25 protein-coding genes are annotated in these 25,811 nt (G+C 64.6%); 19 read left to right on the top strand and 6 right to left on the bottom strand.

Annotated elements, in window-relative coordinates; genetic code table 11:
- Positions 1–9: 9 nt before the first annotated feature.
- Positions 10–1,902, top strand: coding sequence for a transketolase (locus tag AB4074_RS15580; RefSeq protein WP_441414187.1), 1,893 nt, complete (start codon positions 10–12; stop codon positions 1,900–1,902).
- Between the two features lie 67 nt (positions 1,903–1,969).
- Here AB4074_RS15580 and AB4074_RS15585 read toward each other — a convergent pair whose 3' ends face one another.
- Complete coding sequence (locus AB4074_RS15585) at positions 1,970–3,046, bottom strand: LacI family DNA-binding transcriptional regulator (protein WP_441414188.1); 1,077 nt, start codon at positions 3,044–3,046, stop codon at positions 1,970–1,972.
- A gap of 147 nt (positions 3,047–3,193) precedes the next feature.
- Here AB4074_RS15585 and AB4074_RS15590 point away from each other — a divergent pair, with 147 nt between their 5' ends.
- From AB4074_RS15590 to AB4074_RS15620, 7 genes are all read left to right on the top strand, one after another.
- On the top strand, positions 3,194–4,075 hold the full coding sequence (locus tag AB4074_RS15590) for an ABC transporter substrate-binding protein (RefSeq protein ID WP_441414189.1): 882 nt from the start codon (positions 3,194–3,196) through the stop codon (positions 4,073–4,075).
- Between the two features lie 73 nt (positions 4,076–4,148).
- Positions 4,149–4,937, top strand: coding sequence for an amino acid ABC transporter permease (locus AB4074_RS15595; protein ID WP_441414190.1), 789 nt, complete (start codon positions 4,149–4,151; stop codon positions 4,935–4,937).
- Entirely contained in the window at positions 4,934–5,713 is a 780-nt protein-coding gene (locus AB4074_RS15600) for an amino acid ABC transporter ATP-binding protein (RefSeq protein ID WP_441414191.1), read from the top strand. The genes AB4074_RS15595 and AB4074_RS15600 overlap by 4 nt, the downstream gene beginning before the upstream one ends.
- Positions 5,713–6,756 carry a Gfo/Idh/MocA family protein gene (locus AB4074_RS15605; protein ID WP_441414192.1) on the top strand — a complete coding sequence of 348 codons (1,044 nt, stop codon included), beginning with the start codon at positions 5,713–5,715 and terminating at the stop codon, positions 6,754–6,756. Before AB4074_RS15600 ends, AB4074_RS15605 begins: the two co-directional genes overlap by 1 nt.
- Positions 6,757–6,827: 71 nt before the next feature.
- Positions 6,828–7,949, top strand: a complete 1,122-nt coding sequence (locus AB4074_RS15610; protein WP_441414193.1) for an NAD(P)/FAD-dependent oxidoreductase — start codon at positions 6,828–6,830, stop codon at positions 7,947–7,949.
- Positions 7,950–8,156: 207 nt separating this feature from the next.
- Positions 8,157–8,405 carry a hypothetical protein gene (locus AB4074_RS15615; RefSeq protein ID WP_441414194.1) on the top strand — a complete coding sequence of 83 codons (249 nt, stop codon included), beginning with the start codon at positions 8,157–8,159 and terminating at the stop codon, positions 8,403–8,405.
- A 206-nt stretch (positions 8,406–8,611) separates the two neighbouring features.
- Complete coding sequence (locus AB4074_RS15620) at positions 8,612–8,959, top strand: YegP family protein (protein ID WP_441414195.1); 348 nt, start codon at positions 8,612–8,614, stop codon at positions 8,957–8,959.
- Positions 8,960–9,098: 139 nt separating this feature from the next.
- Here the strand turns inward: AB4074_RS15620 and ligD are convergent, their stop codons facing one another.
- Both ligD and ggt read right to left on the bottom strand, forming a co-directional pair.
- On the bottom strand, positions 9,099–10,121 hold the full coding sequence (ligD, locus tag AB4074_RS15625; protein WP_441414196.1) for a non-homologous end-joining DNA ligase: 1,023 nt from the start codon (positions 10,119–10,121) through the stop codon (positions 9,099–9,101).
- An 89-nt stretch (positions 10,122–10,210) separates the two neighbouring features.
- Entirely contained in the window at positions 10,211–12,037 is a 1,827-nt protein-coding gene (ggt, locus tag AB4074_RS15630) for a gamma-glutamyltransferase (RefSeq protein ID WP_441414197.1), read from the bottom strand.
- 178 nt (positions 12,038–12,215) lie between these two features.
- On the opposite strand from ggt, the gene AB4074_RS15635 reads away from it, so the two are divergent.
- The 9 genes from AB4074_RS15635 to AB4074_RS15675 all read left to right on the top strand — a co-directional run bounded on the left by AB4074_RS15635 (position 12,216) and on the right by AB4074_RS15675 (position 22,129).
- A complete protein-coding gene (locus AB4074_RS15635; RefSeq protein WP_441414198.1) occupies positions 12,216–13,205 on the top strand; it encodes a LacI family DNA-binding transcriptional regulator in 990 nt (329 codons plus the stop codon).
- Between the two features lie 2 nt (positions 13,206–13,207).
- Positions 13,208–14,188: a 2-hydroxyacid dehydrogenase gene (locus AB4074_RS15640; protein WP_441414199.1), complete on the top strand. Its 981-nt coding sequence runs from the start codon at positions 13,208–13,210 to the stop codon at positions 14,186–14,188.
- Positions 14,185–15,402: a D-mannonate dehydratase ManD gene (gene manD, locus AB4074_RS15645; protein WP_441414200.1), complete on the top strand. Its 1,218-nt coding sequence runs from the start codon at positions 14,185–14,187 to the stop codon at positions 15,400–15,402. Before AB4074_RS15640 ends, manD begins: the two co-directional genes overlap by 4 nt.
- A gap of 3 nt (positions 15,403–15,405) precedes the next feature.
- Positions 15,406–16,929 (top strand): mannitol dehydrogenase family protein, encoded by a 1,524-nt coding sequence (locus tag AB4074_RS15650; RefSeq protein ID WP_441414201.1) that lies wholly within the window; start codon positions 15,406–15,408, stop codon positions 16,927–16,929.
- On the top strand, positions 16,926–17,978 hold the full coding sequence (locus AB4074_RS15655; RefSeq protein WP_441414202.1) for an NAD(P)-dependent alcohol dehydrogenase: 1,053 nt from the start codon (positions 16,926–16,928) through the stop codon (positions 17,976–17,978). Before AB4074_RS15650 ends, AB4074_RS15655 begins: the two co-directional genes overlap by 4 nt.
- Positions 17,979–18,026: 48 nt before the next feature.
- Positions 18,027–19,403 carry an MFS transporter gene (locus AB4074_RS15660; RefSeq protein ID WP_441414203.1) on the top strand — a complete coding sequence of 459 codons (1,377 nt, stop codon included), beginning with the start codon at positions 18,027–18,029 and terminating at the stop codon, positions 19,401–19,403.
- A 76-nt stretch (positions 19,404–19,479) separates the two neighbouring features.
- Positions 19,480–20,154: a bifunctional 4-hydroxy-2-oxoglutarate aldolase/2-dehydro-3-deoxy-phosphogluconate aldolase gene (locus AB4074_RS15665; protein WP_441414204.1), complete on the top strand. Its 675-nt coding sequence runs from the start codon at positions 19,480–19,482 to the stop codon at positions 20,152–20,154.
- A complete protein-coding gene (locus AB4074_RS15670) occupies positions 20,151–21,104 on the top strand; it encodes a sugar kinase (RefSeq protein ID WP_441414205.1) in 954 nt (317 codons plus the stop codon). The genes AB4074_RS15665 and AB4074_RS15670 overlap by 4 nt, the downstream gene beginning before the upstream one ends.
- Positions 21,101–22,129: a DUF4862 family protein gene (locus AB4074_RS15675; RefSeq protein ID WP_441414206.1), complete on the top strand. Its 1,029-nt coding sequence runs from the start codon at positions 21,101–21,103 to the stop codon at positions 22,127–22,129. Before AB4074_RS15670 ends, AB4074_RS15675 begins: the two co-directional genes overlap by 4 nt.
- Positions 22,130–22,197: 68 nt before the next feature.
- Here the strand turns inward: AB4074_RS15675 and AB4074_RS15680 are convergent, their stop codons facing one another.
- Complete coding sequence (locus AB4074_RS15680; protein WP_441414207.1) at positions 22,198–22,725, bottom strand: hypothetical protein; 528 nt, start codon at positions 22,723–22,725, stop codon at positions 22,198–22,200.
- 313 nt (positions 22,726–23,038) lie between these two features.
- On the opposite strand from AB4074_RS15680, the gene AB4074_RS15685 reads away from it, so the two are divergent.
- Positions 23,039–24,280, top strand: a complete 1,242-nt coding sequence (locus AB4074_RS15685; RefSeq protein WP_441414208.1) for a serine/threonine-protein kinase — start codon at positions 23,039–23,041, stop codon at positions 24,278–24,280.
- Positions 24,281–24,447: 167 nt separating this feature from the next.
- Here AB4074_RS15685 and AB4074_RS15690 read toward each other — a convergent pair whose 3' ends face one another.
- On the bottom strand, positions 24,448–24,705 hold the full coding sequence (locus AB4074_RS15690; RefSeq protein ID WP_415984111.1) for a DUF6458 family protein: 258 nt from the start codon (positions 24,703–24,705) through the stop codon (positions 24,448–24,450).
- Between the two features lie 224 nt (positions 24,706–24,929).
- Between AB4074_RS15690 and AB4074_RS15695 the strand changes: the two genes are divergently transcribed.
- Entirely contained in the window at positions 24,930–25,271 is a 342-nt protein-coding gene (locus AB4074_RS15695; protein WP_441414209.1) for a YegP family protein, read from the top strand.
- An 84-nt stretch (positions 25,272–25,355) separates the two neighbouring features.
- Here AB4074_RS15695 and AB4074_RS15700 read toward each other — a convergent pair whose 3' ends face one another.
- Positions 25,356–25,808 (bottom strand): hypothetical protein, encoded by a 453-nt coding sequence (locus AB4074_RS15700; protein ID WP_441414210.1) that lies wholly within the window; start codon positions 25,806–25,808, stop codon positions 25,356–25,358.
- Positions 25,809–25,811 lie beyond the last annotated feature (3 nt).

Consider the following 25,811-nt stretch of genomic DNA (forward strand, 5'->3'; position numbering starts at 1 on the left):
GGACCGGACATGTCAGAGGACAGGACAACAACCCCCGCCCGGTTGGAAGCCGGAGCAGCGGATTCCATCCGGGCACTAGCCACGCAATTGCGTGTGGACTCCATCAGGTGCAGCACCAACGCCGGCTCGGGTCATCCGACGTCGTCGTTGTCGGCCGCGGATCTCATGGCGGTCCTCCTCACGCGGCACCTTCGCTACGACTGGGAACGACCGTCGTTGCCGGACAACGACCACCTCATTTTCTCCAAGGGACACGCTTCACCGCTTCTGTACTCCATGTATCGGGCCGTGGGCGTCGTCGAGGAAGATGAGCTGCTAAACACCTACCGTCAGTTCGGTGCCCGGCTCCAGGGCCACCCGACCCCCGTTCTGCCTTGGGTCGATGTGGCTACCGGATCGCTGGGACAGGGGCTGCCGGTCGCCGTCGGGGTAAGCCTCGCAGGGCGTTACCTGGACAAGCTGCCCTTCCATACGTGGGTGTTGTGCGGAGACAGCGAGCTAGCTGAAGGGTCCATCTGGGAGGCCCTCGACAAGGCGGCCTACTACAAGCTTGGCAACCTCACCGCCGTCGTGGACGTCAACCGGCTTGGCCAGGACGGCCCTACCGAACTTCAGTGGGATATGGACGCCTACGCAAGGCGGGTTGAGGCTTTCGGGGCACGGGCCATCATCATCGACGGTCATGACCTTGGTCAGATCGACGACGCCCTGAGCCGGGCCCGGAGCGAACCTGACAAGCCGACGGTCATTTTGGCCAAGACGATCAAGGGCAAAGGGGTACCTGAGATCGAAGACCAGAACGGCTGGCACGGCAAAGCGCTCCCGGCGGACATGGCCGAGAAAGCCATAGCGGCCCTTGGAGGGCCAAGCAGCGTCCACGTGACCACCCGTCTTCCGGAGTCCGGCACACCAGCAATCACGCCGATCGTCCAAGCCGCGGTCACGCTGCCACAGTGGAAAGTTGGCGACAAGGTGGCGACCAGGGCCGCCTTCGGTGCCGCCGTCTCCGCGCTTGCGGTCCGCCCCGAAGTGGTGGTCCTCGATGGCGAAGTGGGGAATTCGACCCACGCCGGTGACTTCAAGGAGGTGGCCCCTGAGCGGTACTTCGAAATCTTCATTGCCGAGCAGCAACTCGTTGCCGCAACCATCGGCCTCTCGGTCCGCGGCTACGTGGCCTTCGCCTCGAGTTTCGCGGCGTTCCTGGTTTCGCGGCCATTCGACTTTATCCGCATGGCGGGAGTCTCAGAAGTGAACATCAGGCTCGTCGGCACGCATGCCGGCGTTGAAATCGGGCAGGATGGTCCTTCGCAAATGGCCCTGGAGGACATTGCTGCCATGCGGGCGGTGCACAGTTCCACGGTGCTCTATCCGGCCGACGCCCCGTCCACGGCGCAGCTCGTGAGCGCCATGGCAGACACGCCCGGAATCTCCTATCTGCGCGCAACTCGAGGAGCCTATCCCGTGATTTACCGGCCGGACGAACGGTTCCCCTTTGGCGGAAGCAAGGTCCACGGAGCCAGTGGCGATGACCAGGTGGCGCTCATCGGAGCCGGCGTCACACTCCATGAATGCCTCGCAGCCGCCGAGCACCTGGCCCAATCGGGAATCAAAGCCCGCGTTATCGACCTCTATTCGATCAAGCCGATCGACGTCGACACCCTGCGCCGGACGTGCCTCGAAACCGATGGCCGGATTGTTGTCGCAGAAGACCACTACGCACAGGGCGGCATCGGCTCGGCCGTCCTCGAAGCCCTCGCGAGTGCCAACACTCCGAAACTCCATCTGGCACTGCTTGCCGTAAGGGAACTGCCGGGTTCCGGCGAACCCAACGACTTGCTCAACGCCGCAGGTATTTCCGCACGCCACATCGCCGCCGCCGCGCGCGACCTCGTCATGGACTGAGGCCGCAACACCGCGACCGCCAGCACTGCACACCCGCATGTCCGCCGTCGTCGCTTGCTGAACGAATCTAGACTCTCGCGGCGCGCGGCATTGCGACCGATCCCCGCCGGATCAGCCGGGCGGAGAACTCAGGTCCGTTGGCCGCGGGCTTTCGGCCCTCGATTTGCCGGATCAGGGCACTGGCAGCGGCCACGCCCATTTCGTACACGGGCTGGGCGATGACCGTCAGCGGGGGGCTGGTCAGGCGTGTCCAGGAAAAGTCGTCATACATCAGGAATGAAACGTCGTCGGGGATTGAGAGGCCCAGCTCCTGGATGGCTTCGACGACGCTGAGTGCTATGAGGCCGTCGGACGCCACAATGGCGGTGGCGGGATCGGGCATGAGTAGAAGCCCGCGGGTGATGGTCCGGATCGAGTTCGCGTCACCGGCGTTGAGCCTCACCTGGTCTTCGGGAAACGTGAGTCCGCTTTCCGTGAAGGCGCGCTGCATGCCTTCCAGTCGCTCGGAGATCTGCGAGGAGTCCAGCGCCATTCCGAACCGGTATGGGGAGTCGGTTTTGAGGGTGGAGATGAACGCGATCCGGCGGTGGCCGGCCTCGAGGAGATACCGGGTGGACTCGTAGGAAATCCCGGCCATGCTCACCGCGACGGTCTCCACGTCCAGCCCCTCGGCCTTTCGGTCCAGGAGGACGAGGGGCCGTCCGGTTTCGTGTACATGCTGTAAATGTTCTGTTTCAACAGAGGACGCGGGGGCGACGATCAGCCCGTCCACGCGCTTGTCGAGCAAGACGCGGACCGCCTCGATTTCGGCGGCGGTTTCCTCGTCGGTGTTGATCAGTATGACGTTGTAGCCGCTCTTTTTGGCGGTGTCGGTGATGCCCCTCGTCGCCAGTCCGAAGTGGGGGTTTTCGATGTCGCCTACGACTACCCCGATCGTGTTGGACTTCCCCGTGTTCATGCTGCGGGCCAGCTCGTTGGGCCTGTAGGAAAGCTCCTCCGCCGCCGCAAGGACCCGGCCCCGCACCTCTTCACTGACGGCCCCGTAATTGCCCAGGGCGCGCGCGGCTTGGGCCTTGGAGACTTGTGCCGCTTTCGCGACATCGGCGACGGTAATCTCGCGCCGCCTCGAACTGTAGCTGCTCATGCATGCCTTCCGAAGGGGCCTTGACGGCCTGTGTGGTTTGGGTTACATTTTTTGCAACCCCTTGTGAGTCCGGTCTCAATCCTAGCCACTGAGACCGGACTCAACAAGAGGAATCCCGAAAGGCTTCAAGGCCGCTTACCGCTTCTCATGATTGGAAAATTTGCTGTGACTAAACGACTGAACTTCCGCCCCGGGGTGATCGTCGCGGCTGCTGTCGCAGCCCTCCTGGCACTGAGCGGGTGTGGCGGATCGACCCCCGCGTCGTCGTCGACTGCCGGGAACCCTTACGGCCTCATAGAACCCGGCACCATCCGCGTGGCCAGCCTGGGAGATGCCAAGCCTTACACGTTCACGGACGCCACCGGAAACTTCACAGGTTTCGACGTCGAACTGTTCAAGGATGTCGCGCACCGCGCCGGAGTGGACAAGGTCGTCTTCACCGGACAGGACTTCTCGGCGATCCTGCCGGCCGTCGCCAACGGCCAGTTCGACGTCGGGGTCGCGGCCATCGGCATCACGGACAAACGCAAGCAGACCGTGGACTTCTCCAACGGCTACCTCGCCGGATACCTCACCGTCCTGACGACCAAGACCTCGGGAATCAAGGATGTCGGCGGCCTCGCGGGAAAGCGGCTCGGCGTGGTCCAGGGCACCCTGCAGGAAGCCTACGCGGTGAAGAATTTCCCCACTGCGAACCTGGTGCGCTTCCCGGACAACAACGCCGCGATCTCGGCCGTGAACAGCGGTTCGGCCGACGCCCACTTCCTGGACTACGAGGCCGCCAAGTCCTACGAACAGCAGTTCGGCCTGGTCAGCGCCGCCGATATTCCGTCCTTCGACGCACCGGCCGGCTTCGCGCTGGCCAAGGACAAGACCGCCCTCAAGGATGCCCTGAACAAAGGACTGGCCGCGGCGATGGAGGACGGTACCTGGGAGAAGCTCTACCAGAAGTGGTTCCCGGGATCCCCGATGCCCACGCAGTACCTGCCCAAGGCCGAGCAGACCGCCACCCCGACCCCGAGCAAATAAGCCCCTGCCAAGCAGGCGGGCGGACCGCACCTGGTCCGCCCGCCCGACAGCCAACTAAGTCTGAGAGCAAACCATGGACTGGTTAAGCACCATCACACGTACATTCTTCGATTTCGGCGCGATGGCCGAGGTCCTGCCGCAACTGATCGGCGTGGGCCTGCTGAACACGCTGATCATTTCGGTCTCCGCCACGATCATCGGCGTCGCGCTGGGCATGGTCGTTGCCGTCATGGGGATCTCATCCTCCAAATGGCTGCGTGTCCCTGCCCGCATCTACACCGATCTGTTCCGGGGCCTGCCGGCAATCCTGACCATCCTGCTGATCGGCCAAGGCTTCGCCCGGCTGAGCCAGTCGATCTTCGGCCCCTCCCCCTACCCGCTCGGCATTATTGCGCTGAGCCTGATCGCCAGCTCCTACATCGGTGAGATCTTCCGCGCCGGCATCCAGAGCATCGACAAAGGCCAAGGCGAGGCGTGCCGCGCCCTCGGTATGAGCTACGCCAAATCCATGCGGCTCGTGGTGGTGCCGCAAGGCATCCGCCGGGTGCTGCCGGCCCTGGTGAACCAGTTCATCGCCATCGTCAAGGACTCCTCCCTCGTGTACTTCCTGGGCCTGCTGGTCAGCGAACGCGAACTCTTCCGGGTGGGCCAGGACGCCGCCGTGCTCTCCGGAAACCTGTCACCGTTGGTCATGGCCGGCGTCTTCTACCTCGTCATCACCGTCCCGCTGACCCACCTCGTGAACTACTTCGACAGCCGCTTCCGCACGGGACGCCGCCGTCCGAGCGCGCCGAGCAGCGGCCTGAAGGAAGTCACAGAACTCGACGCGGCATCGCCGCTGATCACCGGGAGCAACACATGAGCGCCAGCACCAGCACCAACAACAACACCGCCGCCGGTGTCCAGACGTTCCACGGTTCCAGCCTGGAGCTAAGAAACCTGACCATGGCGTACGGGGACATCGAGGTGCTGCGCAACGTCAGCCTGAACGTGGCTCCCGGCACCACCACGTGCATCATCGGCCCCTCCGGATCCGGCAAGTCGACCCTGCTCCGTGGCGTTAACCGGCTCCACGAACCCAAGAGCGGCGACGTCCTCCTGGCCGGTCAAAGCGCACTCAAGGTCAAGCCGGACATCCTGCGCAGCCGCATCGGCATGGTGTTCCAGCACTTCAATCTCTTCCCTGACCACACTGCCCTCGAGAATGTGGCCCTGGCGCTCTGGAGCGTGAAGGGAATGTCCAAGGCCGCAGCCCGGGAACGTGCACGGCGCAGCCTCGCCGAAGTGGGGCTCGCCGAACGCGCGGATCACCGCCCCCGCGATCTCTCCGGCGGCCAACAACAGCGCGTCGCGATCGCCCGGGCACTGGCCATGGAACCGGAGGTCATGCTCTTCGACGAAGCCACGAGCGCCCTGGACCCTGAGCTCGTCAAAGGCGTACTGAACCTCATGGCCGGCCTGGGACGGCGCGGCATGACCATGCTGGTAGTCACCCACGAAATGGGCTTCGCCCGGAAAGTCGCCGACCAGGTGGTGTTCATGGACGAAGGAGAAGTCGTGGAATCAGGAACCCCCGCCGAGCTCTTCGACAACCCCCGCAGCGAACGGCTCCAACGATTCCTCTCGGAAGTACTGTGATGCCGAACCCTGCCCCCGCACCCATCCGCACGGCCGTCGTCGGATTCGGCGTTTCCGGAAAGGTCTTCCACGCACCCCTGATCGCCGCGGACCCCGGCTACTCCCTCGACGTCATCGTCACGGCTGATCCGCAGCGCGCCGCGGAAGCGGCAAGACTTTACCCCGGCGTGCGGATTGTCCCCACCCCGGAAGCGCTTTTCGCATTGGCCCCGGACCTGGACCTCGTGGTCCTCGGCACTCCCCCGCTCACCCACTTCGATCTCGCCGCGACCGCGATCGCCCACGGCCTCGACGTGGTGGTGGACAAGCCCTACGCCACAACCTCGGCTCACGGGGAAGAGCTGATCGCCAGGGCGTCCGACGCCGGTGTGCGGCTGACGGTATTCCAGAACCGCCGGTGGGACGCCGATTTCCTGACACTACGGAAGATCCTGCGGGAAGGTGTGCTGGGCAAGGTCCGAAGCTTCGAATCGCGATTCGAATGGTGGCGCCCCGAAGGCTTCGGCAATTGGCGCGACAGCGCGTCCGTGGCCGAAGGCGGCGGCATCCTCCATGATCTCGGTGCCCACTTGATCGACCAAGCCATCCAGCTGTTCGGTCGCGTTGAAGATTGCTACGGCGAGACCGCAAATCACGGACAACAAGCGGAGGGTGCCGATACCGAGGCCTTCGTGTCCCTGCTCCACACCTCAGGAGTGCGGTCCAGGCTGTGGATGAACGGCATGGCTGCCCAGGTAGGACCGCGGTTCCACGTCCTGGGTTCCAAGGCCGGCTACACCAAGTGGGGACTCGACAGCCAGGAGGCGGCCCTCGCAGCCGGCCTGCCGCCGTCGGATCCCGCCTATGGCGTTGACCCCGTAAGTTCCTGGGGCGTCCTGGGGACCGCCGGAGACCATGAGCCCGTACCCGCCCAAACCGGCGCCTACCCCCGGTTCTATGCCGAACTCGCGGTCGCCATCCGCGGGGACGGGCCGTTGCCCGTTGACCCCGCGGAATCACTTGAAGCCCTCAAAGTCATCGAAAGAATCCACGCCTTCGCGTAGGCGGATCTTTCCAGCTATGCCACCGTCCGCCCCGCGCGGCCACCAACCACACCCCAAAGAAAGGGAGAGCCATGTCCTCCACGCCCCCTACCAAACACGTCGTCGTCATCGGCGGCGGGATCCTCGGAGTCTCCACTGCGGTCCACCTGCTCCGCGAAGGCGCGTCCGTTGTCCTGCTGACCGAAAAGGGCCTCGCCAGCGAGGCCAGCGGCCGCTCCCTCTCGTGGTTGAACTCCGCAGGAGAACGCTCCACCCCCTACCACCGGCTGCGCCTCGCCGGGGTCGACCGCTACCGCACATTGTTCGCCGCGGATCCCCACCGTGAATGGCTGCAATTCGGCGGCGGCCTCATGTGGAACTCCGCTGGACAGCAGGCCGTCACGGAAGGACGCCACGCTTACGAGAAGTCCGTCGGGTACGACTCCAAGCTGCTGACACCCGAAGAGATTGAATTCGCCACCCCCGGGATCAATGCAAGCGCAGTGCCGGATTGCGCCATTTTCAACCCCGGCGAAGGCTGGGTCAGCCTGCCGGATCTGATCGAATTCCTCATGGAAGAATTCCACGCCCGGGGAGGACAGCTTGTCCTCAACTCCGGCAAGGCTTCCGTCACGGTCGACGGCGGGCGTGCCACCGGCGTCGAGACCGCCGCCGGCGAAACTTACCAAGCCGACGCCGTCCTGGTGGCTTGCGGCGCCGCCACGCCTGCCGTCGTCGCACCCCTCGGCGTCGACATCCCCAACGGCTCCCCCGTCTCCATGCTCGTGCTGACCAAGCCCGTGGACCATGAGGTGAGGGCCGTCATGAACACCCCCCGCGCCGCCATCCGGCCAAACCCGGGGAACACCTTTGCGCTGGACCACGATTGGTACGAAGAGCACATCACCGAGCACGAGGACGGTTCCTTCAGCATCCGTGATGGCATCATCCAGGAACTTGCTGACGAGGCGTCCAAACTCATCGCCGGCAAGCCCGAGCTCAAACCGGCGTCCTGGAAGATCGGCTACAAGCCCATTCCCGGCGACGGTGAACCGGTGCTCGGCGAACTCGGTCAAGTGCCGGGCTGCTTTGTCGCCTTCACGCACTCCGGAGCCACGCTCGGACTCATTGTCGGCGAAATGCTGGCGGGTGAAATCCTCACGGCAAGCAAGCACCCCATGCTCTCCACTTTCCGTCCCTCCAGGTTCTCCTAGTCGACCACGCAGGATGGCTGCGCCTCAAACAAAAGGCGCAGCCATCCGCCATGGGTCCGCGTCATAAACTGTCGTTTCGAGGCGATTTTCATCCTTCTGATCCGCAAGCGATGAACAATCCGGGTGCCCTCATTACTATCTAGAGTGGATGGGGGCGAATTCCCGACGGGGCTGGGACTTGCCGGGATGAAATATCAGGAGCTGGCAGTGTCGGAACCTTTGGAGTCTGAAGACCCGCTCGTCGAGCCGGAACCGGTTCTGGTTCCCGGCGACGACAGTGACAGCCTGGCGGCTTTGCGTGGGCAAGCGCAGGACATCATCGACGAAGTCCTCAGCGGAACCGAACCGAGCGGCGAACACCTCCGGGCAAAGCTCAGGTCCAGCATTGCCCGGCACCCCGGATTCCCGGAACTAGCGCTGCTCGAGCACCTGATGAACCGGGCGAGTGGCAACTGACCCACCCTGCGGTTGCACACGTTTTACACAGGGTTAACTCGCGCGGTCTTGTTAGCCTCAACACAGTCAGCACAGACTGAATATCACGTGAGAAACGATTCACGGTGGTTGTTCAACCAGAGCAGCAGACGAGGAATGCAGTGATGCTCCGTCCCGGCCGGTAGTGAAGTCGCTACTGAGCGGGATCCGCAGACCGGGAGGTAGCAGTGGCCGGCATATTTGAAGTGTTTGTTGACGGGGAGTCCTTTTTCAGGTTCCGCCTCAAATCACCTGACGGCGTCGTCATTGCTGTTTCGACGCCGTTCGAGGACAAGCCCGCGGTTGTCGCCGGAATCGCCGCTGCCCGGGAGTGTGCGGGCATGGGACTAGTCACTGACCTTTGCCCGGCGGCAGGCGTACGCGAACCGGCCGCGACCGTTCGTCCGAGCGCTATCCTCCACAATGCGGGTTCCCAGTCATGTGACGAACCGCGCCAGGCGTCCGACGGATTCCGCACCCGCGCCAAGGAACTCCGGCGCTCGGCAACCGCGCCCAGATGGACCGGCGCGGCGTAAGAGGCGAGCAACGTCAGGACCGACGGCGCACTGGGGGACTCACCTGGGTCTCAGCAGGCAAGATGCGCCGCCGGCCGTTTTGGTCCAGCCCTCATTCTCCCACTCATTGTCTGTCGAGGCCACCTTCCCGGCCCATCAGTCAGTCCTGCTTGCGTGCGCGACTTGGCTGTACACGCGGTGGTTCTCCGGGCATCTTCGGGTAGTCGGGCGGGAACGGCAGCTCCCCGAGCCCGGCGCCGACGTCGCGTTCCCACCATTGAAGCAGGACGTCAATTTTGCCTGCTTTGGAGTTCATGTCACCCCAAGGATCCCCCACGGATTTCAGCCTGCCAGGCACGCTAAGGATCGTGAAGTCTTTCGGGTCCGCCGACTCAAGTTCGTCCCACGTGATTGGACAAGAGACCGGGGCATGGGCGAGCGCCCTCGGGCTATACGCGCCCGCTATGGTCCGGTCACGGTTGGCTTGGTTGAAGTCGACGAATATCCGTTCACCCCGTTCTTCCTTCCACCAGGCAGTGGTGACCTTGTCCGGCATTCGGCGCTCGAGCTCCCGGGCGGCCGCGATAACGGCATGCCGTACGTCCAAGAACTCATGCGAAGGCTCGATCGGGGCGTAGACATGAAGTCCCCGGTTTCCTGAGGTCTTGATAAAGGTGGTCAACCCGGCCTCGGCAAGTACGTTCTTCAGGGTAAGCGCGGCGGGAATCGCGTCGTCGAAATCTGTTCCGGGCTGCGGGTCCAGGTCGATCCGCAATTGGTCGGGGTTGTCGGTGTTTTCGGCACGTGACGGCCAAGGATGAAAGACCACCGTGTTCATCTGGACGGCCCACACTGCCGCGGCTGGCTCGTCGAGGACCAATTGGGGATGCGAGCGCGCACTCGGATAGATCACCTTTACCGACCGGACAAAGTCTGGGGTTCCTTTCGGCGGATTCTTGGAGAAGAACTGTTCTCCGTCGATGTTGTCCGAAAAGCGCTGCAGCGAGACCGGTCGGTCACCGTTCGCGGCTATGAATGCTTCCCCGACATCAACGATATAGCGCGCGAGATCCAGCTTGGTGAGGCCCAAATCCGGCCAGAGAACCCGGCTGGGACTGGAGATCCGCATTTCCCGGGGACCGTTCGGCCCATCAACGGTGAGGGTGGTTGCTTCGGTAGCCATGGGGACAAGTTACCCCAGCGCGACCCCGGGCGTCAGCACCACAGCGGCTCGAATGGACCAACGGTTTCCCGCCAAAAGCCATACACATCTCACGGCGACGGTTTCAGCACCATCGCCGAGCCGCCGCCGCGTCTGACCGGCTCGGCGGCGGCGATCATGCGCCCGTTCGGCCTGAACTCGATCGCGGTTGCGGCACCGATCTCCGCCGCCGAAGTGAAAGCGTCGCCGGATGGCGTGAACTGGTGGCCATACGGCGCGAGTTGACTCCCGTACGCCGTGATGAACTCCGGTTCGGCCGTGACCGTTGCCGTATTCCGTTGAGAGGCGCGCGGTGCAGCGATCGCGTCGGAAATACTCATGCCCAGGTCAACCCTGTTCACGATGGTCTGCAGCACCGTGGTGATGATCGTCGATCCGCCGGGTGAGCCGAGAGCGAGGAACGGCTTACCATCCTTGAGGATGATGGTCGGGGACATCGAGGAGCGTGGGCGCTTGCCGGGATCGATCCGGTTGGGGTCGCTCGCGCTGTAAACGGCAGAGAAATCGGTCATCTCGTTGTTGAGCAGGAACCCGCGTCCCGGCACTACGATGCCTGATCCGCCGGTTTGCTCGATGGTGAGCGTGTATTCGACCACGTTCCCCCACTTGTCGGCGACTGTCATGTTGGTCGTCGAGATGTTCTCGGTGTCCTTCTCGTCGGCGAGCGCGGCAGCGGAAGCCGGGCACACGCCGTCGTCCCCGGACACATCCCCTGCGGCGACGGGCTTCGTAGCGGCGTGCAGCGGGTCGATCTGGCAGGCGCGTTCCTTGCCGAAGAGCGGGTCAGTGAGCGCGGCGGTGGGGACATCGACAAAGGCAGGGTCGCCAACATACTTTGCACGGTCCGCAAACGCGAGCGCGCTCGCCTCGAGGTAGTGGTGCAGGGCAGCTGGCTTGGACATCTCCGAAAGGTTGACGGTGTCCAGGATGTTCAGCGCCTCGCCTACCGTGGTACCCCCGCTGCTCGACGGCGCCATGCCGTAGACGTCGAGGCCGCGGTAGTCGACGTGGGTGGGCGCTTGGTCCAGGGGCTCGTACGCGGCGAGGTCGGCTGTGGTCATGTGCCCCACGGGGATGGGCAGCTTAGTGGTGTCGGTCGTCGGCGGTGCCTGGACTGTTGCTGCGATCTCAGCGGCGAGTGGACCGCGGTAGAAGGCGCTGGTGCCCTGTTTCGCGAGGAGCCGGTACGTCGCGGCGAGGTCGTGGTTCTGGAAGATGCTGCCGACGGCGGGTGCGTCGCCTCCCGGTAGGTACAGCTTGCTCGTGGAGCTGAACGCCGCGAAGCGTTGCTTGTTGTCGAGTGTTTGTTGACGGAAAGTCGGGTCGACGACGAAGCCTCGGGTCGCGACCTTGATGGCAGGCTGCAGGGCGTCGCCAAGGCTCAAGGTGCCCCAGCGGTCCAGCGCGCGTTGCCAGGTGGCCGCGGTGCCGGGGACGCCCACGGAAACGCCGCTCGTGACGAGCTCGGGCGTGAAGTTGTACGGCTTCCCTGTGGCGGGATCGATGAACGCATCGTGCGGCATGGCCGCCGGGGCGGTCTCGCGCCCGTCGATGGTGCCGATCTTTCCGGTCTTCGCGTTGTAGAACACGAAGTAGCCGCCACCACCGATACCTGCGCTGTACGGTTCGGTCACGCCCAGGGTCGCGGCGGCGGCGACGGCGGCGTCTGCTGCGTTGCCGCCCTTGCGGAGGACCTCGATGGCGGCAGCGGATGCTTCAGGGTCTACGGTGCTGACCGCGCCGCCGTATCCGGTGGCGGTGGCGGTCTTTTCAGTCTGGCGCGGATCGGCAAAGGCGGGGTTGGCGACGGCGCCGCTCGTCACGCTCAGCGCGAGTACTGCCGTGATCGTGGCCAGTCGAAGTTTGCGATGTGACATGGTCGCTCCTCAAATGGTGGTGCGAGGTGGGTGGGGCCACCCTACTCCGCCGTTGCGCGACGCTCAACGGAATCAGGCAATCCGGCAGCCCCAACAACCCTGTGCAAACTATTGACAAACTTGTACAAGTCTTTCCATACTTGCAGGACAAGGTTTCAACGAAGCAACTGGAGGACAGATGTCGGCAAAACTCACGGATGTCGCAAAGCTGGCAGGGGTGTCCCTGGCAACGGCGTCGCGGGCATTCGGAGACCCCGGCCGCCTGGCAGCCGAAACGCGGCAGAAGGTCATGGCCGCGGCCGAACAATTGGGTTACGACGTACCCGGAGTCACGGGCAGCCGAACATTCGGCGTCATCGTCCCCGACATTTCCAACGCCGTTTTCGCCGCCCTCATCAAAGCCATCCAGGACCAGGCATGGCACGGCCGCCACCGGATGGTCCTCGCCGACACCTCGGAGTCCTCGTCGCGGGAACGGGCGCATCTCGAGTCCTTCGCGACGGGAGTGGATGGCATCATCCTTTGCTCGCCCCGACTGCCGTCCGAGCAGATTCACCGTCTCGCGGGCAGCGCACCGCTGGTGGTCATCAATGGCGAGGCGGAGCACGCCGCGCGGGTGCTCATGGAGGCCGGCGAGGGAATCCGCCAAGCCGTCGAGCATCTCTACGCCCTCGGCCACCGCAAGCTCGCGTACATTCCCGGACCCGCGTCGTCATGGGCCAACGGCCAGCGGCGTGCAGCGATCACCCGCTTCTGCGCCGACTGGGGCATCGAACTCGTCACCGTGGGGAACCAGAATGCAACGGTCGACGGCGGACTGGCCGCGGCGGCGTCGGTGGTCGCCAGCGGCGCCACCGCAGTGATTGCATACAACGATCTGGTCGCCATCGGCATGCTCGCCGGCGCCCGGAGCCTCGGCTACCACTGCCCAGAGGACATCAGCGTTGTCGGCATCGACGACCTCGACATTGCCGCCGCGGCAGAACCCGGACTCACGTCTGTCCGCGTACCCATTGACCGAAGCGGCGCCCTCAGCCTTGAGCTCCTCCTCGAGCAGATGGCCGGAAAACCGATGGCCACGGAGGCCGTCCACCTCAGTTCACAACTCATCGTGCGTGGCTCCACCTTTGCTGCACGCACCGCAGAGCAAGCCCTCCAGGGAAAGTAACCATGAGAATCGTCATCGCAGACCCCAACCTGATGCCCCACCGCTCCACTTTCGAGGCCGCGCTCCCCGAGGGTGCCCTTACCTCCTGGCACGACAGCTGGAGCGAGCATGCAGTACTCACCGACCTCAAAGATGCCGACGTCTACGTCGGGCCACGCTTCACCGAGGCCATGGGCGCGGCCGCCGGCAATCTGCGGCTTGTGCACGTCGGCGGTGCCGGCTACGACGGCATCGACGCCTCCGCGTTGCCCGCCGGGGCGGTCTGCGCGAACACCTTCCACCACGAAAGTTCCATTGCCGAACATATCGCCACCGTTTTGGTGGCCCTCCGCCGCAACCTGATCGGCCAGGACGCGGCGCTTCGGAGCGGCGTCTGGTCTTCCTCGGTCTACTCCTCCCAGATCCGGCAGCCGGAAACACTCCGCGGTGCTGTGGTGACATTCCTCGGGTTCGGGCACATCGGCGGGGCGGCATGGTCGCTCCTCAAGGCCTTCGGCGCCGAGGGTATCGCCATCACCCGCAGCGGCAGCGTGGACGCAAAGGCCAAGTCCTTGCGCTGGGCCGGCACCACCGAGCGGCTCGGCGAGGCACTCAGTGAATCGGACATCCTGGTGGTCAGCATCCCGCTCTCGGAGCAAACCGCCGGCATCATCGGCGCGGCAGAACTCGACGACCTCGGGCCGGACGGCTTGCTCGTCAACATCGCCCGCGGACCCGTCGTCGACGAAGCCGCACTCTACGAAGCCCTGAAAGACCGGCGGATCGCGGGGGCCGCGATCGACGTCTGGTACCAATACCCGGGAACTGACGGCCGCGGCGAACCGTCCACCCTGCCGTTCGGCCGGCTGGACAACATCATCATGACCCCGCACTCCTCCGGCGTCACCGCCGAGACTTTCCGCAGCCGCGCACTCGAGATCGCCGAAAACATCACCCGTCTTTCCACAAACCAGCCGCTGAAGAATGTAGTGGTTTCCCGATGACCCGAAAAATCGTCGACGTCGACGTCCTGGTAACCAGCCCGAGCCGCAACTTCGTCACCCTCAAGATCACCACCGACGACGGCATCGTCGGATGGGGTGACGCCACACTAAATGGCCGCGAACTCTCCGTCGCGAGCTACCTCCGCGATCACCTTGCCCCAGCCCTGCTGGGCAGGGACGCAGACCGCATCGAAGACACTTGGCAATACTTTTACAAAGGGGCGTATTGGCGCCGCGGGCCGGTGACGATGGCCGCGATCGGCGCCATCGACCTCGCCCTCTGGGACATCAAAGGCAAGGCCCTCGGCGTTCCGGTCTACCAGCTCCTGGGCGGCGCAGCCCGCGACAAGATCCTCACGTACACGCACGCCACCGGCTGGGACCTGCCCGAATTGCTGGACTCGGTTGACCAGCGCCGTGAACAAGGCTTCCGCGCCATCCGCGCCCAGTCCGGCGTCCCCGGGCTCGACAAGGTTTACGGCGTCACCAAGGGTGCCGCGAGCTACGAACCCGCCGGCCGCGGTGCCGGACCTGTCGAAGAAGACTGGGACACCGCCGCCTACCTGCGCCACGCACCAAAGATCCTCACCGCAGTCCGTGAGCACGTCGGCCCCGAGCTCAAGCTCCTCCACGACGTCCACCACCGGCTCAACCCCACCGAGGCAGCCCGCTTGGCCCGCTCCTTGGAAGACGTGGACCTCTTCTGGCTCGAAGACGTCACACCCGCGGAGAACCAGCGTTTGCTCCGCACGCTGCGCCAGCAGACCACCATTCCTTTGGCCATCGGCGAAGTCTTCAACACCGTCTGGGATGCCGAGTTGCTCATCACTGAACGGCTCATCGACTACATCCGCACCGCCGTCGTACATGCCGGAGGCATCTCCCACGTCCGGAAGATCCTGGCCTTCGCTGAGGTGTACCAGATCAAGGGCGCACCGCACGGCCCGTCCGATGTCTCCCCCATCAACCTGTCTGCATCACTGCACCTCGGCCTGGCCACGAGCAACTTCGCCATCCAGGAATACATGGGCTACGACCCCAAGGTGTCCGCGGTCTTCCAATCGAGCTTCCGCTTCGAAGACGGTTACCTGCACCCCGGTGACGAGCCGGGCCTGGGCGTCCAGGTGGACGAAGATGCCGCTGCGAGGTTCCCCTACACGCAGGCCTACCTGCCCATCGCACGGGAGCTCGACGGCTCCATGAAGGACTGGTGAACCATGGCCACGCCACGCCTCCCGCGGCTGAACGCCGAAACCCCCGGAGTCCTTCGCCGGACCGTCGCCCCTGCTCCCGGCATCGTGCACCTCGGTTTTGGGAACTTCCATCGCGCGCACCAAGCGGTCTATACGGATGCCGCCGTCGCGGCGCACGGCGGCGATTGGGGAATCATCGGAATTTCCAGCCGTTCCTCAGCCATCACCGATGCCATGCACGCCCAGGACATGCTCTACACCGTCGTCGAAATCTCGCCCGACGGATCCAAGTTCTCGACCCCGCGCGTGCATACGGACGCCTTTGTCGCGGCACAGGAACCACAACGCGTCGTGGCCGCCATTGGCGCCGAGGCCACGCGCATCGTATCCCTGACGGTCACCGAAAACGGCTACACCTACAGCCCCGCGACTGGCTCCTTGAACGTTGCCGATCCTGACGTCCAGCACGACCTCGCGAACAGCTCAGTTCCCCGGACGCCGATCGGGCAGATCGTCCGCGGACTCCAGCAGCGGGCGCGCACTCATGGCAAAGCAGTGACGGTCCTCAGCTGCGACAATCTTGCAGACAACGGGCACCACACCCAACGCCTGGTACGCGAATTCGCATCACTGCTCCCGGCCGGCGAGGCCGCCGAGACGGTGCAGTGGATCGATGCCAACGTCACCTTCCCCTCGTCGATGGTGGACCGGATCGTGCCCGCCACGACGGACCACTACCGCAGCCTCGTCGCCGAGCAACTCGGCTATGCGGACCAGATCCCCGTGCCAGCCGAGCCGTTCACGATGTGGATCCTGGAGGACAACTTCATAGCGGGCCGCCCGGCATGGGAGGCTGCGGGGGCTATCTTTACTGACGACGTCGCGGCGTATGAGCAGCTCAAGGTCCGGCTCCTGAACGGCACCCACTCGCTGATCGCCTACCTCGGAGCCCTGTCCGGTGCGGCCACCATTCCGGACGCCACGGGCATCGACTTCATCGAAGCCGCCGCGCGCCGCGTCCTCCGCGACGAGTACCTGCCGAGCGTAACGGTGCCCGCGGCTGTCGACGTCGAGGCCTACGAGGAGCAACTCTTTTCGCGTTGGCGTAACTCGGCATTGGGGCACCGGACCAGCCAGGTGGGCAGCGATGGTTCCGTCAAGCTCCGCCAGCGGATCCCGATTCCCGCCTTGGAAATGCTCGACGGCGGCGCGATCCCCCACGACCTCGCCCTCACCGTCGCCGCGTACCTGTCATGCATCGCGCCTCTTCGGGGATTCGACCCCGGCAACCACGCCAACGAGATGCAAGACCCCGCCCGGGAAACACTCCAGGAGCTCGCAGCGGGATCCACGTCCGGAAGGGACCTCGCAGCCAAGGTACTCGGCGAACACCATCTTCTCGGCGACGAACTCGCGACTCGTGAAGACTTCATCCGCCGCACTGGTGAGCTGATCGACATCATCCACCGGCAAGGCCCCCTCGCCGCCGCAAGCGCGGCAGCCGAATCCACCTCGCTTCTTCCCGCACAGACCCGGAGCATCCGATGACCAGCCAAGCAGTCCGCCGCGCCGACGGAACCTCCCTGCCGCTGACCACGGAAGCGGCCGTCCTGCACGGCGCAGGAGCTCTCCGTATCGAACAGAAACCCCTGAAGCCCCTCGGGCCGAACGATGTCCTCATTGAAATGTGCTCGGGCGGCATCTGCGGCTCGGACATGCACTACTTCGCCGATGGCCGCAACGGCACCAATGTCCTCCAGCAGCCTACGGTCCTCGGCCACGAGGGAGCCGGCGTCGTCATCGCACGCGGTGAGGCGGCCAGCATCGCCGCGGGCACCGCCGTCGTGATAGAACCGGCGCTGCCATGCCGGAGCTGCCCCACGTGCCTCTCCGGACGCTACAACCTCTGCCCGACGGGGACGTGCTTCGGTTCCCCGCCCACCGACGGCTTGTTCGCCCGCCACGTAGTGGTGCCCGAAGCCGCGCTTCACGTTCTGCCGGAGAGCGTCCCGGCGGAGATCGGGGCGGCCATCGAACCGCTCGCCGTCGCCGTCTGGGCGGTTGAACGCGCCCAGGTGCAGGCCGGACACCGGGTGCTGATCACAGGCGCAGGGCCGATCGGCCTGCTCGTGGCGCAAGTGGCGGCCTCCCGCGGCGCGTCGGAGATCATCGTGACAGACGTCAACGACGACCGTCTGGCCGTTGCCGCCCGGTTCGGCGCCACTGGGACCATCAACACCTCGGTGACGGCCTTGGATCTGAAAGACATGGATCGCCTGATCGAATGCTCCGGCAACACCAGGGCACTGGCTGACGGCATCCTGACACTGGCCCCCGCCGCCCGGGCAACCGTCGTCGGTCAGGCTCGCCCCACCGTCGACGGGATCCCGCTCGGCTTCCTCCAACGCTTTGAAATCGATCTGGTGACCGCGTTCCGGTACGCCAACGCCTTCCCGACGGCGATCCGGCTCGCCTCCTCAGGGGTAGTGGACCTCCGGTCAATCATCACCGCAACATTTCCCCTCGCCAACGCGGCGGCCGCACTCACGGCCCCCGTGACAGACCCCATCAACCTCAAAGTCCTCATTACCTACTGACTCGGCCCAAGTACGGGCCAGCGGACATCCATTCAAAGGAGTATGGAAATGACCACAGCAGCAAACCTCCCGCCCACGCCGGTGGACCAAAGCAAGGTCCGGAAGGCCGCCGTCGCCGGACTCATCGGCACCACGCTTGAACTGTACGATTTCGTCATCTACGGCACTGCGTCGGCACTCGTCTTCAGCAAGCTCTTCTTCCCCAACATTTCCCCCGCGGCGGCGCTGCTGGCCAGTTTCAGCACCTTCGCCGTCGGGTTCCTGTTCCGGCCCCTCGGAGGGATTTTCTTCTCCCACTTCGGTGACCGCCTCGGCCGCAAGTGGGTCCTGGTGGTCACTCTGCTTCTCATGGGTGGGGCGACCCTGGCGATCGGGCTTCTGCCGACCTTTGGCCAGGTAGGACTCCTTGCCCCGATCCTGCTGTGTGTCTGCCGCGCGGCGCAGGGCTTCGGCGCCGGAGCGGAGCAATCGGGCGGCGCAACACTGCTCACCGAATCTGCCGCGCCTGGAACCCGAGGCAAACTGGCCTCCCTCATCATGGTCGGCGCCGCCGCCGGAACGGCACTCGGAGCACTCGTGTGGATCGCGGCCCAGTCGCTTGCACCCAACGACATGCTCACATGGGGCTGGAGGCTCGTCTTCCTCTCCAGTATCTTCGTCACCATCGCCGCGCTGGTCATCCGGCGGAAGCTTGACGAATCACCCGTCTTCGAAGAGATCAAGCAGGCCCGCACGGAACCCCCGGCACCCCTGCGGGAAGTTGCCAAGTACGGCAAGGCCAACGTCCTGCGCGTCATCCTGATGAACCTCGGCGTCAGCACCCAGTCCTACACCATCCAGGTGTTCATGGCCTCGTACCTCATCACCGTGATCGGAACGGACCCGAAGTTCATTCCCCCGGTGCTCCTCATCGGCTCGCTCTGTGGCGGCGTCGCGGCTGTGTCGTTCGGAATCCTTTCCGACAAGATCGGACGCCGACGCGTCGTCTCACTCATCACCGGCGCCCTCATCCTCTTCCCCGCCCCTGCGTTCCTGCTGCTGACCACGGGCTCGCCGGTAGCCATCGTGTTGGTAATCGTGGTCGGCTTCGTCCTGGCATGCCAAGGCGTCGTGGGCGTGCACATGAGCTACTTCCCTGAGATCTTCGGCAGCCGTTACCGCTACGCGGGTGTCACCTTGGGCCGCGAATTCTCGTCCATCATCGGCGGAGGCATCGCTCCCATGATCTGCGCGGCGCTGCTGGGCATGTTCAGCAACTCATGGATTCCTGTGGCGATCTACATGTCGGTGACCATGCTCATCAGCTTCATCGCCACCCGCATGTCACCGGAAACGCTCAACCGCGATTTGACGGACCCTGAGGACGCCGCACACGGCAAAAGCGGGGTTGCCCCGGTGACCTCCGAAGCGCAACACGTCCAATAGCACCCAGGCTTCCCGACGGCGGCGCGTGCCGCCGTCGGGAACGCCCGCCAGCCAACCAAGATACGAAGGACATCCAATGCTCAGCCTCGAGAACCCGGGCACTGCCTCCCGTCCAGCCCCGTCCGCAATCCTCCGCGACTCCAGGGTCGTTGCAGTGCTGCGGGCTAGGCACGCCAAGGACTATAGCCCCGTCATCGAAGCCCTCCGGGACGGCGGGGTGCTCAGTATCGAGCTGACGCTAAGCACCCCGGGAGTATTCGAGGAGCTTCCCCTCCTGCTGGAGCGGTTCGGCGAATCCGTGGAAATCGGCGTCGGCACGGTGACGACGGCTGCCGAGGCCGAAACGGCACTCGACCTGGGCGCCGCGTACGTCGTTACGCCCATCACCGAACCGGACGTCATCACCGCCTGCACCCGACGCGGCGTGCCCGTCTTTCCTGGTGGGCTCACACCCACCGAGCTCCACACCGGTTGGAAGCTGGGCGCCACGGCCGTCAAGGTCTTCCCCGCCTCCACGGTCGGGCCCGGCTACATATCGCAACTCCGCGGCCCCTTCCCCGACATCCAGGTGGTCCCTTCCGGCGGCGTCAATATCGAAGACGTACCTGCATGGATTCGCGCAGGAGCATTGGCAGTCAGTCTCGGAGGACCGCTCCTCGGTGACGCCTTCAAAGGCGGGAGCCTGACTGAACTGACCGCACGGGCCCGGCGGGTCCGAAACTTCGTTGATGAGGCACGTGAATCCCTATGAGTCACGGAACATATGTCGTCACCCTTGGCGAAACCATGGCGCTCATGGCTTCGGACAAGGCCGGCCCGCTTGCCCATGCGTCCACCATGAGCCTCGGCATCGGAGGGTCTGAGTCCAATGTTGCCATCGGCCTGCAACGTTTGGGTGTCCAAGCCGTCTGGTGCGGCCGGATCGGCGCGGATTCCCTCGGCCAGCTTGTAGCGCGGGAGATCCGCGCTGAGGGCGTGGATGTCCGCGCAATAGTCGACGACGACGCGCCCACGGGTCTGATGATCAAGGAACGTCGGACCCCCACAGCCCAGAAAGTTGCGTATTACCGTTCCGGCAGTGCAGGCTCACGGATGGTCCCCGACGACATCGACGAACGGCTGATTGCCGGGGCCGCCCTGCTCCACGTCAGCGGAATCACCCCGGCGCTTTCTCCGCAAGCCGCTTCCACCCTTCAGTACGCTATCGCCGCAGCCAAATCATCCGGTGTTCCGGTCTCTTTCGACCTGAATTACCGCAGTAAGCTCTGGAGCGCCGAGGCCGCCGGGAGTGCCTATCGCGAGATTATCCCGGACGTCGACATCGTTTTCGCCGGTCTCGAAGAGGCCGAACTCGCGGTCGGGACAGTCCGCGACGCCGAAGAGGCCGCCAGGCGCATCGCGGCCCTGGGTCCCAGCCAAGTGGTTATCAAGTTGGGTGCAGACGGCGCTTTGGCATTTGTCGACGGCGAGGTTTTCAGGCAGGGCGCACTGGTCATCGATGCCCTTGATACCGTGGGTGCCGGAGACGCGTTCGTCGCGGGCTACCTGGCCGAATTCGTCGGAGGCTTGGAGGCTGAGGAGCGTCTTCAGACAGCAGTCAGCACGGGTGCTTTTGTGTGCCTCGTCCCCGGCGACTGGGAGGGACTCCCCCGGCGCGATGAACTGCCACTCCTCGGGAACCACGAACCGGTCAGTCGATGAGCAAATTCTTCATAGGGGCCTATGCGGCAGCACCAAGCTTGAGCGGTTGGGATCCGTCGGCTGAAGGCAGCTTCCTCAAGTCTGTCCTGGAACTGGACGGCGTTGCCGGCCTCGAAGTCCCCTTCGCGGGGAAGCTGCACAAGGACGACGAATCCTGGTTCTTGCGGCAGTTGCCCGAGCAAGCAGACTTCATCGTGACCACCATTCCGGGGACAATGGCACGCCTTGGGTCAGACCCCGGCTTCGGCTTGGCTTCAACATCCAGTGCCGGGCGCAAGGCGGCAATCGACTTCATTCGAGAGGCGCTGAACGCCGCCGAGAGACTCAACGAAAGCCTTGCGCGAGCCGCGGTTGTTGCCGTTGAGATCCATTCAGCGCCTTGGGCAGATGGACAGCGGGCTTCTGCGTCCGCCTTGGCCGATTCGCTGAAGGAAATTTCTGACTGGCAGTGGAACGGTACGCAGATTGTGCTTGAGCACTGTGATGCGTTTGTCCCCGGCCAAGTGCCTTCCAAGGGATTTCTCCCGCTCCACGTTGAAGCGGAAACAGTGCACCGGGTGAACGAGTCAAGTGGCCGGCCCATGGGCATTGCCGTCAATTGGGGGCGTTCAGTGATTGAGCAACGCAGCCCGGATGCCGCTCTGGAGCAGATCAACTTCCTGCGCGGGAGTGACCTGCTCGGAGGGTTTGTGCTCTCGGGCTGCGCAGGGGTTGATACCCGGTACGGCGCTGCGTGGGGCGATGTGCACGTGCCTCCTGCGCCTCCAACCTCGCTGTGCGCCCGTCCGGACGTCGAATCGCCGGGGGACCTGGATGTCCTCGAGTCGGGGTCCCTCTTGACGGTGGACCGCATGGAGGAATGCCTGCGCGCTGCGGGTCCGGCGAGCGGCGAAGATTTTCGGGGAATCAAGGTTGCCGCCCCTCCGCACGCAACAGTGGAGCAGCGCGTGGCAGTCATCTCGAAGACGCTCGAGCTGGCCCGCGCTGCGGAGAGGCAGGGCGGGCAGGGCAGGACAGGAAAGTAGCGGGAAGGCCGAATCGACCCTCCCGCTACGGGATGCGCGCTCTGGAGCTGGCCTTCTGGCCGGGAAGCCTAGCGCTTGCCGACGTCCGAGTTGCCCTCGGCGTGGGCGCGGTCCGGCTTATGGTGGTCCTCGACCTTGGACTCGTGGTCCGTCCTACTGCGTCCGGCGACTTCGTCCTTGGCTTCGTTCACACCGTCGTCGTCGCGATCGGCGGCCTGAACCGCCGGCACATCGGACGAAGGTGAAGCCTTGGGAGGAGCCGGGGCCGGTGAACTCGGAGTCGGGGCCGGCGCCGGGGCCCCGGGCGCATCCTCAGCTGGATCCTCGGCGGCGGGAGCCGACGGCGAGGGGGCCGGGGACTCCGTCTCAGGAGCCTTTACAGGGGACACCGCCGTCGTCGGGGAAACCGACGACGGCGGGGAGAATACCCGAGGAGCCGACGACGGCGCGTCAGCCGATGCGGTGGACACTGGGGCCGGCGCTTCGGTAGTGGTGATGCTGGTAAAGGCGGCGGCGCCGCCTCCTGCTGCGATGGCACCCGCTGTGATCATCGTGATCACGGTTTTACTGGCTGCGAGGCTGGTCAGAATAGGCATTGGAGACCTCCGGAATTCTCTTCTTGATTGCTCATTGGATATTTCACGGACTGGGTTGCGGTTGCCTTACCGCGCGTTCCGGTATCGGAACTCCCGCAGCCAACGTAGGCACAGATGAGGCTGGATATCAGCCCTTCGGACGGGAGTTCCAGCCTTTGTTCACCCACCGTTCATCTCGCCCGGCGACTTTCGGCCTAACCGTAACCTTCCCCTAGAGCCTGACGATTACCCCCGAGGGGACGAATGTCCATGGCCCGGCAAGCGGGCCTAGACTGTACGGGCTCCGTCGGTTCGAAGAAAGCGAGGTGAAACCGTGCCTGATGGCCCTATTGCTGGAGACAGCGATGCCCTTGTAGCTGGTCGGTACAGGCTGGGAACCTTGATCGGCCGCGGCGCCACCGCGTCGGTGTACCGGGCGCAAGATGAGAGGCTAGGCCGCGACGTGGCGCTGAAGCTCTTTTCTCCCCTGCTCGGCGGGCCGGACGAGCTTGCCCGGCAGGAAAACGAGATGCGGCTCCTGGCGACATTCAATCATCCCTCACTCGTCACTCTCTTCGACGCCGGTACCGACGATCGGGACCCGGAGCATGCCCGGACATTCCTTGCCATGGAACTGATTCACGGTCCGGACCTGTATGCCAGATTGCGGGGCCGACCGCTGTCGACCCAGGACGTGGCCCATATAGGAGCGGATCTGGCTTCGGCCCTGGACTACGTCCATGGGCGCGGGATCATCCACCGCGATATCAAACCCGCGAATGTCCTCCTGCCTGATGCCCCCGTAGGATCCCCCATCCGGCCCAAGCTCACAGACTTCGGGATCGCCCGGATCATCGAGGGAACGCGCCTGACCGCAACAGGCACGATGGTGGGAACCGCTGCCTACCTGAGCCCGGAACAGGCCACCGGCTCTGTCCTCGGACCGTCAAGCGATCTCTACTCCCTCGGACTCCTCCTCCTCGAATGCCTGACCGGAAAGCTCGAATACCCGGGAACCAGCGTGGAGTCGGCCGTTGCGAGGCTCCACCGCCCACCCCGTGTACCGGAGGCCCTGGGGGCGCGCTGGGTTGACCTCCTCACCGCCATGACATCGACTGAGCCTTCCGTACGGCCCGGCGCACTGGAGGTTGAGCAAGCACTTCGGGGCGCCGTCAGTTCCGGCGTCCCTGCGGCGACGCCCGTTGGCGCCAACGGAGCCACGCACACCCTTCCCCGCATGCCCGACCGCCCGCCCCGCACAGCCAAGGAAACCATGCAGATGCGGGTGCAGCCCGAGGCAACGGCGGGGCGAGGGAAGCCCGTAAGCCGCGCGCGCAGATCGGCGTGGGCTGTCGGCGCCGCACTTCTGACCGCCGCCCTGGTGATCGTTGGCGTGAGCGCCTTCCAGCCTCCTGCTCCCGCAGCCCCGGACCCGTCCGTCTCGGCAACGCCCACGCCCAACACCCCTACGCCAACGCCCTCACCCAGCATTGAGCCATCCACGCCGGCCGCGCCTGTTCCGGTGGCACCGGCACCGGGACATCACAAGAGCAACGGCAAGGGAAGTGGCGGTTAGGAACCGGCGCTGAGCTGACGAAAGCTGGCTTTGCGGGTCGTACTTAAACTCGCGGAGCTCCTGCGGGCAACTGCAGCCCGGACGGCAACGACCCGTTTGACTACCGTCCAGGTGCATCGAAAAGGGGAGGGTCGGCACGCCGACCCTCCCCTTCGTTCCTGCTGTTGCTAGATTCCGCCGTCGCGGGTGTCCCGGGTCACGATTCGGTCCCCCGTGACCGGGTCAACTGTGGCGCGGCTTTCGCTGATTCGGCGGGTCCGGCGCGGGCCGAACACGAAAAGGGAAACGAGCAAGCCGATGACGCCAACGACCATCAGGATGTAGCCGACCATATGGAGGTCGATGAAAGACACGACATCTCCGGGGATGGCGAAGGCCAGGATGGCGCCTATCGCGATAAGGAAGATGGATGATCCGATTCCCACTGCTGTACCTCCTGCTGAACCGCGGACCCGGCGGTGGCGGGTATTACTAAGGTTACTTTGCATCGCCAAAGCTACACGTCAGCACCTCATCCGGCAACCACGCGCCGCGGATCCGGTATCCGAGCGGCATATCGCTAAAACACTAAGGGTGCTTTGTTTTTTGGTGACCGCCGGGTACGGTCCATTAGAGGACGACCATATGTGTCTATTGGGGAGGTCAGCGAATGGCTGGGAAGTTTGAACTGTTTGTCGATGCCCGGGAACGCTACAGGTTCCGGCTGAAGGCAGCGGATGGGACCGTCATGGCGGTCTCGAAGGATTTTGAGACCAAACGCGCCGCAGTGGTGGGAATCCGCGAAGTGCGGGCATGTGCGGGAATGGGACTGATCACGGACCTGTGTCCGAGCCAGCCGGCCGCATCGGGGGCGGCACCGGAAGCCTCCTCCCCTGCCCCGGCCGAAGAGGGGCAGCCCCGGGTCCGGAATTGGCTGGGCCGAACCTCTATCGTCCGTAGGCGCACCCACAAAGCGCTGACGTCCAAGCGTTGGCTGAACCTGGTCAAATAGAACCTGGTCGAATAGCACGGGTCGAATAGCACGGAACTGCAGAAATGGCCGGAACTCCATGAGTCCCGGCCATTTCCATTGCATTCAGTACGAGTTCATGGCTTCCGGCGGTTGGGTGGTCCATTCGGTCTCGGTGGCCCGCATCCAGGGATACGGCAGGAGTTCCTCCAAGCCGACGCTTCCAACCTCTCCCCCGGCATCAACCAGGACAGTTGCCTCGGCCCCATAGTTCCGCAGCAGCTCCCGGCAAACGCCGCAAGGATTGGTGACCTGGGGTTCGCCGTATTCGTCCATGCTCACTGCGACAGATGACCGGATGGAGGCTTCCTGCGCAATGCGGGCATTGGCGAGGGCGCTGGATTCGGCACACACGTTGATTCGTTTCGAGCCGATGTGAAGGCCCAGGTAGATCGCCCCTGACTCGCCCCGCATGGCCGCGGCCACCCGGTGGTTCTCGCCGTGGTGGGCGGTGAGAAGCAGCTGACGTGCCGCGGTGTAGAGCTCCACATCGGACTGGCTGAGGTCGAACGAGATCACATT

The organism is Arthrobacter sp. 2MCAF14 (assembly GCF_052115645.1).
In the GTDB taxonomy this organism is placed as follows: Bacteria; Actinomycetota; Actinomycetes; order Actinomycetales; family Micrococcaceae; genus Arthrobacter.